The sequence below is a fragment of the uncultured Flavobacterium sp. genome (assembly GCF_951805225.1).
GTDB lineage: Bacteria > Bacteroidota > Bacteroidia > Flavobacteriales > Flavobacteriaceae > Flavobacterium.
Genome location: NZ_OX638201.1, coordinates 5,303,623 through 5,318,839 on the forward strand (window position 1 = coordinate 5,303,623; position 15,217 = coordinate 5,318,839).

Sequence of the window (15,217 nt, forward strand, 5' to 3'; positions counted from 1 at the left end):
TTATGGTTTTTAGTTGATAGTTATTCAGCTAATAAACCAACAACGAACAACTGACAACCAACAACTAAAGAGAAATGGAAAGTTTTAGAACAGAAATAGAAAATCCGATTGTTCAGAAAGAGATCATCGATTTAGAAAAAAAGATTCATTTATTCCGTGGAGGGAAAATTGATGATGAGCGTTTTCGTAGTCTTCGTTTAGCGCGTGGAATTTACGGGCAACGTCAGGAAGGCGTTCAAATGATTCGTATCAAATTGCCTTACGGTAAAGTTACGAGTGAACAATTAGTGCGTATTACTAAGGTTTCTGATGAATATTCTACAGGACGTTTGCACATTACAACACGTCAGGATATCCAGATTCACTACGTAAGTTTAGACAGAACTCCGGAACTTTGGGCAAATTTGGCTAAAGACGATATTACATTGCGTGAAGCGTGCGGAAATACTGTTAGAAATATTACCGGAAGCGAATTGGCTGGTGTCGATGTAAACGAACCTTTTGATGTTTCGCCTTATGCACACGGACTTTTTCAATATTTGTTAAGAAACCCAATTTGTCAGGAAATGGGACGTAAATTCAAAATTTCGTTCTCTTCTTCAGACGAAGATACAGCTTTGAGTTATTTACACGATTTAGGATTTATTCCGAAAATTAAAGACGGACAAAAAGGTTTTAAAATCATGTTTGGAGGAGGTTTAGGATCTCAACCAGCACATGCAGAATTGCTTTCGGAATTTGTTCCGGTTAACGAAATCATTCCAACAGCAGAAGGAATCATCCGTATTTTTGACCGATATGGTGAACGTGCAAAAAGAATGAAAGCGCGTATGAAATTCTTAATCAAAGAAATGGGAAGAGATGTTTTCCTTGATTTGGTTGAAAAAGAGAAAAAAGCAATCGCTTTTGAAACTTATGAAATTGATACAACTGCTTTTGAAGGTCCAATTCCGGAACCATTATTAGAAGTGCCACAAGTTACAATCGAAGATTCAAAAGCTTATGAAGCATGGAAAAAATCGAATGTAATTGCACAAAAGCAAGAAGGTTATTATGCTATTGGAATCAAAGTTTTATTAGGAGATTTTTATACCGATAAAGCTAGATTATTAGCAGATTTAATTAAAAATTACGCAGCAAATGAATTACGTTTTTCATTGCGTCAAAATATTGTAATACGTCACGTAAAAGAAGCTAATTTGCCTTTCTTTTATCAGGAATTGGCCAAACTTAACTTTGTTGATTTAGGGTATAATTCTACTGCAGATATTACAGCATGTCCGGGTACTGATACTTGTAATTTGGGGATTGCAAGTAGTACCGGAATTGCAGAAGAACTTGAAAAAGTTTTAAATGCAGAATATCCTCAATATTTAAACAATCAAGAAATTGAGATTAAAATTTCAGGTTGTATGAATGCTTGCGGACAACACAATATGTCGGCAATTGGATTTCAGGGAATGTCGATCAATTCAGGAAAATTAGTAGCTCCGGCTTTACAAGTTTTATTAGGCGGAGGAAGATTAGGAAACGGATCAGGACGTTTTGCTGATAAAGTAATTAAAATTCCAAGTCGTAGAGGACCAGATGCTTTGCGTACGATCTTAAATGATTTTAATGCGAATGCAAACGGAGAAAAATTCCTAAACTATTACGATCTGAAAGGAGAGAAATATTTCTATGAAATTTTAAAACCTTTCGCAGATGTAACCAATTTAACCGAAGCTGATTTCGTAGACTGGGGTAACGCAGATAACTACGTAAAAGCAGTTGGAGTTGGAGAATGTGCCGGAGTTGTGATCGATTTAGTAGCTACTTTATTATTAGAAGCAAAAGATAAATTGACTTTCGCTCAGGAATCATTCGACGAAGGAAAATGGTCAGATGCAATTTATCATGCTTATGCCGGATTTGTAAATGGAGCAAAAGCATTATTGCTTGCAGAAAATGAAAAAACTAATAATCACGCTGGAATTGTAGACTTATTTGATACTGTTTTTGTAACAACTTCTAAAATAGAATTGGCAACAACCTTTAGAGAATTAGTATATCAAATCAATCAAAATGAACCTTCAGAAGCATTTGCAAAAGCATATATTCAACAAGGAATTTCATTTTTTGATACAATAGAAAAATACAGAGCTCAAGAATTAGCAAATGCTTAATATTAAACCAAAAGTAACTTTAGTTGGCGCTGGTCCAGGCGATCCGGATTTGCTTACGCTAAAAGGTGTAAAAGCACTGGCTGAAGCAAATGTGGTTTTGTATGATGCATTGGCGAATGACGAAATATTAGCACACGCACCTAAAAATACCATCAAAATTTTTGTTGGAAAAAAGATAGGAAATCACGCTTACACACAAGATCAAATCAATCAGTTAATTGTAGATAATGCATTAACGTACGGAAATGTAGTGCGTTTAAAAGGTGGAGATCCTTTTATTTTTGGACGCGGAAGCGAAGAAATCGAGTTTGTAGAAAGCTTCGGAATTGAGACAATTGTAGTTCCGGGAATCTCTTCGGTAGTTGCAGTTCCTGCAAGTCAGGGAATTTCGATTACTAAAAGAGGTGTTTCAGAAAGTTTTTGGGCGATTACGGGAACAACTTCTGATAGAAAATTATCTTCAGATGTAGCTTTGGCAGCACAATCATCTGCAACTGTTGTTATTTTGATGGGAATGCACAAATTGCCTCAGATTATCGATTTGTTTCAAAAAGAAGATAAAGGAAATCTACCCGTTGCGATCATTCAAAACGGAACAACTTCTGATGAAAAAGTAGGAGTTGGAACGGTAGATTCGATTTTAGAAATTGTAAAAGAGCAACAATTAAGTTCACCGGCAATTATTGTTCTGGGAAACGTTGTTCGCGAAAGCAATAAACTAAAAGGATTTTATGAAGAATTTCTATCAAAAGAAATCACAAGATAACAAACAAAAATGTTCCGTCAGGAACAATTCATTGGTAGACAAAAAATGGTGTTCCCAATAAATAATGTTCCATTTGGAACATCTGAATGGTAAATCATCTAATTTTGTTTGGATGAAATTAAAATAAAATGGAACAGAATGAATTATATCCAATATTCTTAAAACTTCATAATCTGAATGTTTTGATTGTTGGTGGAGGAAATGTAGGATTAGAAAAATTGTCTTTTTTATTAAAGTCAAGTCCTAATGCAAATGTTGAGGTTGTAGCGCCAAATTTCCATTTAGAAATAAAGGTTTTGGCAGAAAAGCATCCTTCGATTACGTTAACAAAATCGAAGTTTAAAAAGAAAATGCTCAAAAAACGTCATATGGTAATCGCTTGTACCGATGATTTAAAAGTCAATAAAAAGGTATATGATTTATCCAGAAAGCGTTATTTGATTTGCAATATTGCAGATACGCCAGATTTGTGTGATTATTATTTAGGTGGAATCGTAACGAAAGGAAATGTAAAAATTGCGATTTCAACTAACGGAAAATCACCAACAACAGCCAAAAGATTGCGAGAGTTTTTTGAAGAAGTAATTCCTGAAGATATCAATCAAATGGTTGAAAACCTCAATGAATATCGAAAGACATTGAAAGGTAATTTTGAAGACAAGGTCAAAAAGATGAATGAGATTACGGCTTCATTGAAAAATAAAGAGTAAAAAATTTCGCAAAGAAATCAATGATAAAAATCATTGGCAATAGAAGAATTTATTCGTTTCTTTGTATTATTAAGAATGATTATAAACAACAACATAATGATTAAAACAGATATACTTATAATTGGAGCAGGACCAACGGGTTTATTTGCCGTTTTTGAGGCAGGATTATTAAAATTAAAATGTCATATATTAGATGCTTTACCACAAGCAGGAGGACAACTTTCGGAATTGTATCCAAAAAAACCTATTTATGATATTCCTGGTTTCCCAGAAGTTTTAGCAGGAGATTTAATTGATAACCTACAAGAGCAAATTAAACAATTTGAGCCAGGTTACACATTAGGAGAACGTGCTGAAACAATCGAAAAACAAGAAGACGGAAGTTTTATTGTAACCTCAAATAAAGGAACTAAATTTCACGCGCCAGTTATTGCTATCGCAGGAGGTTTAGGAAGTTTTGAGCCTCGTAAGCCACTTATTGAAGATATCGAGTTTTATGAAGATAAAGGAGTAAAATACTTCATCAAAAATCCGGAGAAATTCAGAGATAAAAGAGTTGTAATTGCCGGAGGAGGAGATTCAGCATTAGACTGGAGTATCTTCTTGGCAAATGTAGCTTCAGAAGTAACTTTAATTCACCGTAGAAATGAATTTAGAGGAGCTCTTGATTCAGTAGAAAAAGTACAGGAATTAAAAACTTCTGGAAAAATTAAATTAATTACACCTGCAGAAGTAATCGGAATCAATGGTGCTGAGCACGTTGAATCATTAGATATCGAAGAAAATGGTGCACACCGCAAAATCGAAACAGATTATTTTATTCCACTTTTCGGATTGACTCCAAAATTAGGTCCAATTGCAGACTGGGGATTAGAAATCGAGAAAAACGCTATTAAAGTAAACAACGCATTAGATTACCAAACTAACATTCCGGGAATCTTTGCTATTGGTGACGTTAATACATATCCTGGAAAATTAAAATTGATCCTTTGCGGTTTCCACGAAGCAACTTTAATGTGTCAGGCAGCTTACCAAATCATTAATCCGGGTAAAAAATACGTATTGAAATACACAACAGTTTCTGGTGTAGACGGTTTCGACGGAACTCGTAAAGAAGCTCCAAAAGCGGTTGTGAAAGCGATTATCTAAGACTCTAAGTTGCTAAGCGACTAAGATTCTAAGATTTTTATATATAAAGCTCAAACTATATTAATATAGTTTGAGCTTTTTTATTTCTATCTTTATTACGTAAACTAAAAAAAAGATATGCAAGATTGGTTTGAAGATTTATCTAAAGAAGAAAAAGAAGAAATTGAAACTGGACTCAAACAAGCAAAGAATCACGAATTTATAGATCATGAAGAAGTGATGGAAATATTCTCAAAATATAAACCAACTACTAAATAGGTTTTAAACTTAGTACCTTAGTCACTCAGAACCTCAGAACCTTTAAAAAAATGGCTTTCGACGAAAATAACGCACAAAGAATCCGAACATATCTCCAACACAAAGAGTCCGATTTTTTCGAAAAGAAAATGTTTGGCGGTATCGTATTTATGGTAGATAATAAATTGTGTTGCGGAACTCGTATTGACAAACAAATTGGAGAGAATCTTTTGTTATGCCGAATTGATGATAAAGCGTATGCAAAAGCAATAGAAAGAGACGATGTTTTACCAATGCCAAATGCAGAAAGACCAATGAAAAACTACATTTTTGTTACAGAAAATGGCTGGCAAAAAAGTCAGGATTTAGCATTTTGGTTAGAGCTTTGCTTAGAATTTAATCCGTTTGCAAAAGCAAGTAAGAAAAAATAATTGTTTAAGATCAAAAGCAAATTAAATGAAAAATTGCAGTTTTCTTTTATTGGGTTTATTTGTTTTTCTCCTTGGTTGTGATAAACCTAAAAGTGAAACAATTATCAAAAAGGATATAGAAGTTACCACCAATAAATGTCTGCCTCATTTAAATGATAATCCAAAACTTGAAAATAAAAAGATAGTTATTTATAGCGAGGAAGGGAATGATTCATTAATAATTTCTAAAAATGAATTAAATAAAATTGAAATACTATTTCCGGTATTCAAAGCAGAATTTCCTTCAAGTCCCAATGAATCATATGCAGGTAAACTATGGGAAAATTATATTAATCAAGACGGAAAAGAAAAATCCATAACCTTTAGTAGTGAAGCCGGCAGAGATAATTTTTGTTTAATATATGCGTATTATCTCAAGCAAAAAAATGGAGAAGGAAAATTCAAATCAGAAAGAGAAAAACTAATTCAATTGTATCGTGCAGTAAACGGACTTTACGAAGGTCTAAATTATAGCGGAACTTATTACGGACATCAACATAAAAGGCTAAATGCTTCTGCAGAATATTCTATTTATCAATTAACAAAAGGAAAAGAATATTTTGAAAAGAAGTATAATTTTCAAAAACAGAAAGATTTATATATCAAAACGTTGATTCAATATGTTTCGGATGAAGAAAGTCAAAATGTAGATTATCAAGAAGATCGCAGATATAATAAAAAAAGAGCAACTGAAAGAGCCGAAAAGCTTCAGGAGAAAATTAATATTTTAGAAAAATTAATTACAAATTATTTCTACTTAAATCAGGTTCAAAATTTTGAAATAGCCTATTATAAATAAAAGAAAATGTAATATTTGTTTGAAAATCTATCAAAACAAAAAATCAAAATTGAACTTTAAATAAGCTGAGAATAACGAATTTATAGATCGTGAAGAAGAAATGAAATTCTTCAAAAAGCATTAGCAAAACACAAATAAAATTTTAAACTTAGAAACTCAGAATCTTAGCAACTCAGAAACTTAAAAAAAACTTGCAATTGTTCAGGTTATGTCTTTACTTTGCAGTGTTCTTAAAATTACTGAAAGTTATCACGAAAGGCGGAGGGAAAGACCCAATGAAACCTTAGCAACCCTTTATCATAAAGAAGGTGCTACATTCTACTTTGTACTAATCATAGTATCTAAGATAGATAACACAAATACATAAAAGTATTTCTCAAAACACTTCCTGACAACTTACAATATAATTTTACCGAATTCACTTTGGTATTATGAGCGAATCATTGGCGCATTTTTGCCGTCAATCGTTCCCGCTTTTTGTTGCAATCTTTTGCTTTTTAAAGAAAAAAGCAAAAGGATTTCCACTTCAATCGGGGCTAATGAGCCAACAAAAGTGAATTCTTGGAATTAATGTGAATCAAAATCGTATTAAAACCGACAGGTTTTTAAAGCGAAAATTATAATTAAATAAAAACTTAGCAACTTAGAACCTTAGTGTCTTAGTTGCTAAAAGCCAAAAGATATGTCAATAACAATTCAGGAAGCAATAAAAAAAAATATCCTAATCCTTGATGGAGCAATGGGAACAATGTTGCAGCGCTATAATTTCTCCGAAGAAGATTTTCGTGGAGAGCGTTTCAAAGATTTCCCGCATCCATTAAAAGGAAACAACGATTTACTATCCATAACACAACCACAAGCAATTCGCGATGTCCACGCCGCTTATTATGAAGCGGGTGCAGACATCGTAGAAACCAACACATTTTCAGGAACCACAATTGGTATGGCCGATTATTTCCTGGAAGAATTGGTTTATGAACTAAACTACGAATCGGCTAAAATCGCAAGAGAAGTGGCCGATGAATTTACAGCCAAAAATCCAGACAAACCACGTTTTGTAGCCGGTTCAATTGGTCCAACAAACCGTACAGCAAGTATGTCACCAGATGTAAACGATCCGGGTTACAGAGCCGTAACATTTGACGATTTACGAATTGCGTACAAACAACAAGTAGAAGCCTTAATGGATGGAGGTTGCGATTTACTTTTGGTAGAAACAATCTTTGATACTTTAAACGCAAAAGCAGCACTTTTTGCAATTGAAGAAGTAAAAGACGAACGTAATCTTGATATTCCAATTATGGTTTCAGGAACGATTACAGATGCTTCAGGAAGAACACTTTCTGGGCAAACGGTTGAAGCGTTTTTGATTTCAGTATCACATATTCCATTATTGAGTGTAGGATTCAATTGTGCTCTTGGAGCCGATTTGTTGAAACCGTATTTAAAAACATTAGCACAACATACAAGTTTTAATGTTTCGGCACATCCAAATGCAGGATTACCAAATGCATTCGGGCAATACGATGAAACACCAGAACAAACTCAGGCACTCATCAAAGAATATTTAGATGATAATTTAATCAATATAATTGGCGGTTGTTGCGGAACAACTCCGGATCACATCAGATTAATTGCTGAAGTTGCGAAGGATTATAAGCCACGAGTTGCACCGGTTTTTGCTTAATTTCTTTAGTAGTTTTTCAATAAGTATGAAGAAGATTTTGCTTTTGATTAGTTTAATATTTGTAAGCTGTAATTATACGACTAATACAGTTTTTCAGAAAAAAATTAAATGTGAAGATTGTTTAGTTACCAAAGAAGAAACAGCTGTTGGAATTGCGGAACCTATTTTATTTGAATCATATGGTAAAGATCAAATAGAAGACCAAAGACCTTATACAGTAACAATAGAAAATGATTCTATTTGGCATATTGAAGGCGCTTTTAATAAAATTGGTTTTGGAGGTGTGTTTGATATTAAAATTTCAGCAAAAAACGGTAAAGTTCTTTATATGATGCATGGGAAATAATTTAAAACGCAAGCTCTTCAAAAAGTTCCGGAGGAACGAAATATAAATAGGTTCAAAGTTTTAAGAATTTATTTTTAAAACGATTAAAAAATGAAGCAATTGAAAATAATAATAGTTGTGTTTGTGCTTTTTGGGTTATTTGGTTTCAGTAGAAAACCTTCAATAGTATTCAGACAAGAAATACCCACCGATTTTTATTTTGTGATTGAAGATGGAGGAAATGATTATTATAATTCTCAGAATAATAATTTTCATAGAAAATATATAAGAGGGGAAAAAATAGTAAAAGTAAAGTTAACAAAGGAAGAAAAGGAGAAAATATATTCGCTCATTTTGAAATGCAATTTTTTAAAAATGCCAACAAAATTTGAACCAAATGACAAGAACAATATTGTAATCACAGATCCTGGTTTTTTGCAAAGTATATTAATTAAGGCAAATGGAAAAAATAAACTTGTGAGTTATAATACAGGTTTTACTAGCGATAAGAATGATAAAAACGCAAAACCTTTTTTAGATCTATATAATATGATTTGGGGAATTTTACATAAAAAAGAGGGAATAAAAAAAATGCCGAAGTCGGACTATTTTTATGAATGATTTTAAAAAATTCCATTGAAAAATAAAAATGACAGAAAATAAAGGAGATATAGATAAAATCAAGGGGCTTATAGGAATAACTTTTATTGGACTAATATTTTTGTCTGTCTTTTTTTCAAATAAAAAAGGCGATGAATATAATGAATACAAGAAGACTTTTAAAGGAGAAACAATTGCACTGGCAACTAGAATTAAACATGCAGGTAAAACTAGTTCTTTGAGATATTATTTTTATACAGATAAAAAAGTTTTATCTGAAGTTTCCAGTAGAGATTATGATCTTGTAGACAAGTTTTATAAAGTAAAATATGATTTGAATAATCCAGATGAAAACTATATTGTTTTAGAAGAAGAATTAAAACCCGATTCAATTACATTGGTTAAAGCAGGGTTTACCAAAACTAAATATTATTTCTATGATGCAGGTGTAACTTGTAAATATATAGAGTACTCAAAGTGGAAATAGTGAATTAATGGTTTTTAAAATCTTTTAGATAATTGTAATCATTGAAAGTAAAATGATAAAAGAAGACGTTAGAATAATTCATAAAACGAATTGGATAAAAGTAATCGTCTTTTTTGTACTGGTTGGTTCATTTGTATATGCAATGTATTATAATGATAAAGAACAGGGTGATTATATAAAATCTTTTAAAGGAGAAACTATAGGATTGCTAACTCGGGAAAGAGATCATGATGAGCACGGATATACATTACAATATTATTTTTATCTGGATAAAAAAATTAGATCGGTAATTTATGTTAAGGAATATGACAAGGGAATTTTAAGTAAGTTTTTTAAAGTAAAATACGATTTAAATAAGCCTGAAGAAAACTATATTATTTTAGAAGAAGAATTAGAGCCTGATTCAATTTCATTAGTTAGAGCAGGGTTTACCAAAACTAAATATTATATATATGATGCAGGTGTAACTTGTAAATATATAGAAAAGACAAAATGGAAATAAATGTTCCGTAGGAACAAGAGATAGGTAGCAAAAGGGAAATTGTTTCAAAAACGATAATTGAAATCGTGAAGAATATAAAGTGGTTTTGAAACCAAAATTTGCGTGAGGGATAGAAGCGGCTAGCCCACAGCCTGACGAAGGAAGTGCGAGGACTATGAACGGATAGCCCGATTCGCCGCGGCGAAACACGCCCAAAGTAAGATTAAAAATAGTAAAGTGAGATTGCTTCGTCCCTCGCAAAGACAAGCAAAACGTTGAAATAAAAGTTCCAGAGGAACGAAATATATTGTAGCAATGGAATTTATTCCGTTGAAAATTGAAAAAAAGAAATGGCAGAAAATAGAAGAGACCTTGTATTAGCAGGATTAGAACCGTTGATTATTACGCCAACTAGTGTTTTTGTAAACATTGGAGAACGTACGAATGTAACGGGTTCAAGAAAATTCCTTCGCTTAATCAAGGAAGAGAAGTATGACGAGGCACTTGATATTGCAAGACAACAGGTAGAAGGAGGAGCGCAAATCATCGATATTAATATGGATGAGGGAATGCTTGATGGAGTTCAGGCAATGACTAAATTTTTGAATTTAATTGCATCAGAACCAGACATTTCGAGAGTACCGATTATGATCGACAGTTCGAAATGGGAAATCATTGAAGCAGGTTTAAAAGTAGTACAAGGAAAAAGTGTTGTAAACTCGATTTCGTTGAAAGAAGGTGAAGAAGCCTTTATTCATCATGCTAAATTAATCAAACGATACGGAGCTGCGGCTATTATTATGGCTTTTGACGAAGTTGGTCAGGCGGATAATTACGATCGTAGGGTTGAAATCTGTCAGCGTTCGTATGATATTTTGGTTAATAAAGTTGGTTTTCCTCCACAGGATATTATTTTCGATTTGAATATTTTCCCAGTTGCAACCGGAATGGAAGAACATCGCTTGAATGCTTTGGACTTTTTTAGAGGTACAAAATGGGTTCGCGATAACTTGCCTCATGCACATATTAGTGGTGGTGTGAGTAACGTTTCGTTCTCTTTTAGAGGAAATGATACGGTTCGTGAAGCGATGCACTCGGTGTTTTTATACCACGCGATCAAAAACGGAATGACAATGGGAATCGTAAATCCGGAAATGCTTTCTATTTATGATGATATTCCAAAAGATTTATTAGAACACGTTGAAGACGTAATTCTTGACAGACGTGATGATGCAACAGAAAGACTTTTGGATTTTGCCGAAAATGTAAAAGGCGAAGTAAAAAGTGATGAAAAAGCGATTCAGGAATGGCGTTTAGGAACGGTTCAGGAGCGTATTACGCATTCATTGGTAAAAGGAGTTGATGCTTTTATTGAAGAAGATGTTGAAGAAGCTCGTCTTGCAGCTGTAAAACCGATTGAAGTTATCGAAATCAATTTGATGACGGGAATGAATGTCGTTGGAGATTTATTCGGAAGTGGAAAAATGTTCTTGCCTCAGGTAGTAAAATCGGCACGTGTAATGAAAAAAGCCGTTGCATATTTGTTACCTTATATAGAAGCAAGTAAACAAGCGGGAGACAAACAAGGAAACGGAAAAATATTGATGGCAACCGTAAAAGGTGACGTGCATGATATTGGTAAAAACATTGTTTCGGTGGTTTTGGCGTGTAACAATTACGAGATTGTAGATCTTGGTGTTATGGTGCCTCCGGAAAAAATTATTGCTGCGGCGATTGAACACAATGTAGACATTATTGGTTTAAGCGGATTAATCACGCCTTCGCTTGACGAAATGGTTTATTTGGCCAAAGAATTAGACAAACAAGGAATTAAAATCCCGATTATGATTGGTGGAGCAACGACTTCGCGTGCGCATACGGCCGTGAAAATCGCTCCCCAATATAGAGAAACTGTAATTCACGTAAACGATGCTTCGAGAGCTGTAACCGTTGCAGGAAATCTGTTAGATCATAACCGAAAAATATATGCGGCGGATATTCGTGCAGAATACGATTCTTTTAGAGAAACATTTTTAAATCGTTCAAGAGATAAAAACTTCTTGTCGATTGAAGATGCCCGAAGAAATAAATTTCCGTTAGATTGGTCTGAATATACTCCAACAAAACCAAAAGTAATTGGGAAACAAATTGTTGAAGTTGAATTGGATGTTTTGGTTCCATATATTGACTGGACGCCATTTTTTCAGACTTGGGAATTGTACGGAAAATATCCTGCAATTTTAACGGATGAGGTTGTGGGTAAAGAAGCGACTTCGGTTTTTGCAGATGCTCAGGCAATGTTGAAAGTGATTTTGGCAGAGAAAAAGCTAAAAGCAAAAGGTATTTACGGAATTTTCCCTGCGAATCAGGTTGATGATGACGATATTGAATTGCGTGATGAAAACGGAAAAGTTTTAGAGAAATTCTTAACGCTTCGTCAGCAATCACAAAAAACAAAAGGTGCACCAAACATCGCTTTGGCAGATTTTATTTTGCCAAAAGAAAGCGGAATAGAGGATTATATGGGAGCTTTTTGTGTAACTACAGGTTTTGGTGTAGATGAATGGGCGGCTGAATTTGAAAAAGATCTTGACGATTATAATTCGATCATGGTTAAAGCGCTTGCAGATCGTTTTGCGGAGGCTTTCGCCGAATATCTTCACGAAAAAGTTCGTAAAGATTTCTGGGGTTATGATATAGAAGAATCTTTAACAAACGAAGAATTGATTAAAGAAAATTATAAAGGAATTCGTCCTGCGCCAGGATATCCAGCTTGTCCGGATCACCTAGAAAAACCAACAATTTGGAAGCTCTTAAATGTATCCGAAGAAATTGGAGTAACCTTGACGGAAAGTATGGCGATGTGGCCAGCTTCATCGGTTTCAGGATATTACTTTGGAAATCCAAAAAGTAGGTATTTCGGACTTGGAAAAATAAAAGAAGATCAGGTTGTAGATTACGCCAAACGACGCAATGTACCAACAGATTACGCAATGAAATGGTTAAACCCTAATATCGCAGATTAATTTGGTTGATGGTTGATGGTTTTTGGTTGATAGATTTGAACTCAAGCACCATCAACCAACAATTATTAAGGAACAACTAAAATGGAATACAGTGAATTGGGAGTTTGGATGGAAGCTAGAAAATTAGTGAATTTACTATATGAGTCATCTAAATTATTTCCCAAAGAAGAATTATTTGGCTTGACGAATCAAATGAGAAGAGCAGCAATATCAATTCCTTCAAATATAGCGGAAGGTTGCGGACGTCAAACATCTAAAGATACGATACATTTTCTTCATATTTCAAGAGGATCATTATATGAATTAGAAACACAATATTATTTAGCACTTGATCAAAATTACATAGATAAAAATAATTTCAATATTGCTTTTGAACAGATTCAAACATGTAAAAAACTATTGAATGGGTTTATTAACTATTATAAAAAATTAATATAGTGGACGGTTGTTATTTTCATCTGCAAAATAAACCATCAACCATCAACAAAAAACTATCAACTATAAAGAATGAAAGTAACAGAACATATAGAAAACGCCAAAGGAAATACATTATTCTCATTTGAACTTATTCCGCCTCAAAAAGGGAAAAGTATTCAGGAATTATACGATAATATTGATCCTTTAATGGAGTTTAAACCACCTTTTATTGATGTAACTACTTCGCGTGAAGAGTATATTTATATTGATAAAGGCAACGGACTTTTAGACAAAAAATTGACTCGTATGCGTCCGGGAACGCTTGGAATTTGCGCTTCTATAAAACATAAATACAATGTTGATACTGTACCACATTTGCTTTGTGGCGGTTTCACACAGGAAGAAACAGAATACATGCTTGTAGATTGTCAGTATTTGGGAATCAATAATGTAATGGCGCTTCGTGGCGATGCAATGAAAGACGAACAATCTTTTGTGCCAAAAGTTGGCGGTAACAAGTTTGCTATTGATTTGGTTCGACAAATCAACGATTTAAATTGTGGTAAATATCTACATGAAGTGATGGATGCCGATAACAAAGCTGATTTTTGTATTGGCGTTGCCGGTTATCCGGAGAAACATTTAGAATCTCCATCTTTACAATCAGACTTAAAAAGACTGAAAGAAAAAGTAGATGCCGGAGCAGATTATGTTGTTACACAAATGTTTTTTGACAATGCTAAATATTTTAAATTTGTAGAAAAAGCAAGAGAAATGGGAATCACAATTCCTATTATTCCGGGAATTAAACCAATTGCAGTTCAAAGACATTTGCAAATTTTACCACAAATCTTCCGAATTGATTTACCAGAAGATTTAATCGATGCAGTAGATAAATGCAAGAATAATGCAGAAATCAAACAAGTAGGAATCGAATGGGCAATTCAGCAATCATTGGAATTAAAAGCTGCAGGAGTTCCGGTTTTACATTATTATTCAATGGGGAAATCTGAGAATATTCGCCAAATCGCAAGTCAGATTTTTTAATGTCTTTGCGAGGAACGAAGCAATCTCATGCCGCATATCTTTAGTGATTATAAAAGTGTGGTTGCTTCGTTCCTCACAATGACAAAGCAGCTTGAAATTTAATTATAACGATTATGAAACAAGAAGAATTACAAGCAATAGCTTCTCAATTAAAGCATCCAACTGGAGAAAAAGGAATAGAAATGGCAAATATGATGCATGAAACAAACATCAATATGACGCGCCACTCGATTCAGAATCTACATATAACTGAAGGAAATACAATTCTGGAATTAGGTCACGGAAATGCAGGTCATGTCGATTTTATATTCGAACAAGCTGATAATCTGAAATATTACGGACTTGAAATGTCTGAATTGATGTTTCAGGAAGCACGCCAGATCAACAGGAATTTTGTCTCTCAGAAACAAGCTTTTTTTTCACTTTACGATGGAAATCTAATTCCGTTTTCAGACCATTCTTTCGATAAAATATTTACTGTAAATACAATCTATTTTTGGCAGGAACCTGATAAATTGCTTTCAGAAATTTATAGAGTTTTACAGCCAAAAGGAATTTTCTGTATCACTTTTGCCGAAGAAAGTTTTATGAAGCAACTTCCTTTTACTCAATTTGAATTTGAACTTTACAGCACTGAAAAAGCTAAAAAACTGATTGAGAACACTGCTTTCAAAATCATAAATACGGAAACTTTAACCGAAAAAGTAAAAAGCAAAACAGGAGAATTGGTCGACAGAGCTTTTACTACTTTGGTTTTGGAAAAATAATGACATAAACTTTTTATTTTGTACCGTTAGGTACTAAATATTGGTAGACAGTGAAGTCGGAAATGTGTTGGCGTGCCGTAGGTA

The 15,217-nt window shown here is 33.6% G+C and carries 16 protein-coding genes and 1 riboswitch; all 16 genes read left to right on the top strand.

Translation table 11 applies throughout. From position 1 onward, the window contains the following. Positions 1–74: 74 nt before the first annotated feature. The 16 genes from WN975_RS22145 to WN975_RS22220 all read left to right on the top strand — a co-directional run bounded on the left by WN975_RS22145 (position 75) and on the right by WN975_RS22220 (position 15,133). Entirely contained in the window at positions 75–2,165 is a 2,091-nt protein-coding gene (locus tag WN975_RS22145) for a HEPN domain-containing protein (protein ID WP_337968376.1), read from the top strand. Beyond that, complete coding sequence (gene cobA / locus WN975_RS22150; RefSeq protein ID WP_337968377.1) at positions 2,158–2,931, top strand: uroporphyrinogen-III C-methyltransferase; 774 nt, start codon at positions 2,158–2,160, stop codon at positions 2,929–2,931. The genes WN975_RS22145 and cobA overlap by 8 nt, the downstream gene beginning before the upstream one ends. 128 nt (positions 2,932–3,059) lie before the next feature. After that, complete coding sequence (locus tag WN975_RS22155; protein ID WP_083693350.1) at positions 3,060–3,641, top strand: bifunctional precorrin-2 dehydrogenase/sirohydrochlorin ferrochelatase; 582 nt, start codon at positions 3,060–3,062, stop codon at positions 3,639–3,641. Positions 3,642–3,737: 96 nt separating this feature from the next. After that, the gene (locus tag WN975_RS22160) at positions 3,738–4,790 is read left to right on the top strand and encodes an NAD(P)/FAD-dependent oxidoreductase (protein WP_337968378.1); all 1,053 of its coding nucleotides are present in this window, start codon (positions 3,738–3,740) and stop codon (positions 4,788–4,790) included. A gap of 117 nt (positions 4,791–4,907) precedes the next feature. Beyond that, positions 4,908–5,048, top strand: a complete 141-nt coding sequence (locus WN975_RS22165; protein WP_337968379.1) for a hypothetical protein — start codon at positions 4,908–4,910, stop codon at positions 5,046–5,048. A gap of 50 nt (positions 5,049–5,098) precedes the next feature. Then, on the top strand, positions 5,099–5,458 hold the full coding sequence (locus tag WN975_RS22170; RefSeq protein ID WP_337968380.1) for a TfoX/Sxy family protein: 360 nt from the start codon (positions 5,099–5,101) through the stop codon (positions 5,456–5,458). Positions 5,459–5,483: 25 nt separating this feature from the next. Then, positions 5,484–6,296, top strand: a complete 813-nt coding sequence (locus tag WN975_RS22175; RefSeq protein WP_337968381.1) for a hypothetical protein — start codon at positions 5,484–5,486, stop codon at positions 6,294–6,296. Positions 6,297–6,539: 243 nt separating this feature from the next. Further along, positions 6,540–6,653, top strand: a riboswitch (SAM riboswitch). A gap of 325 nt (positions 6,654–6,978) precedes the next feature. Further along, positions 6,979–7,983, top strand: coding sequence for a homocysteine S-methyltransferase family protein (locus WN975_RS22180; RefSeq protein WP_337968382.1), 1,005 nt, complete (start codon positions 6,979–6,981; stop codon positions 7,981–7,983). Between the two features lie 25 nt (positions 7,984–8,008). Continuing rightward, positions 8,009–8,329 carry an NTF2 fold immunity protein gene (locus tag WN975_RS22185; RefSeq protein ID WP_337968383.1) on the top strand — a complete coding sequence of 107 codons (321 nt, stop codon included), beginning with the start codon at positions 8,009–8,011 and terminating at the stop codon, positions 8,327–8,329. A 90-nt stretch (positions 8,330–8,419) separates the two neighbouring features. Continuing rightward, positions 8,420–8,929, top strand: a complete 510-nt coding sequence (locus WN975_RS22190; protein WP_337968384.1) for a hypothetical protein — start codon at positions 8,420–8,422, stop codon at positions 8,927–8,929. A gap of 28 nt (positions 8,930–8,957) precedes the next feature. After that, positions 8,958–9,395 (top strand): hypothetical protein, encoded by a 438-nt coding sequence (locus WN975_RS22195; RefSeq protein ID WP_337968385.1) that lies wholly within the window; start codon positions 8,958–8,960, stop codon positions 9,393–9,395. Positions 9,396–9,447: 52 nt separating this feature from the next. Further along, entirely contained in the window at positions 9,448–9,897 is a 450-nt protein-coding gene (locus WN975_RS22200; RefSeq protein ID WP_337968386.1) for a hypothetical protein, read from the top strand. A gap of 329 nt (positions 9,898–10,226) precedes the next feature. Beyond that, a complete protein-coding gene (metH, locus tag WN975_RS22205; protein WP_337968387.1) occupies positions 10,227–12,902 on the top strand; it encodes a methionine synthase in 2,676 nt (891 codons plus the stop codon). 81 nt (positions 12,903–12,983) lie between these two features. Further along, positions 12,984–13,340, top strand: a complete 357-nt coding sequence (locus tag WN975_RS22210; protein ID WP_337968388.1) for a four helix bundle protein — start codon at positions 12,984–12,986, stop codon at positions 13,338–13,340. Between the two features lie 69 nt (positions 13,341–13,409). Next, a complete protein-coding gene (metF, locus tag WN975_RS22215) occupies positions 13,410–14,366 on the top strand; it encodes a methylenetetrahydrofolate reductase [NAD(P)H] (RefSeq protein ID WP_337968389.1) in 957 nt (318 codons plus the stop codon). Positions 14,367–14,479: 113 nt separating this feature from the next. Then, the gene (locus WN975_RS22220) at positions 14,480–15,133 is read left to right on the top strand and encodes a class I SAM-dependent methyltransferase (protein ID WP_337968390.1); all 654 of its coding nucleotides are present in this window, start codon (positions 14,480–14,482) and stop codon (positions 15,131–15,133) included. Positions 15,134–15,217: the final 84 nt, after the last annotated feature.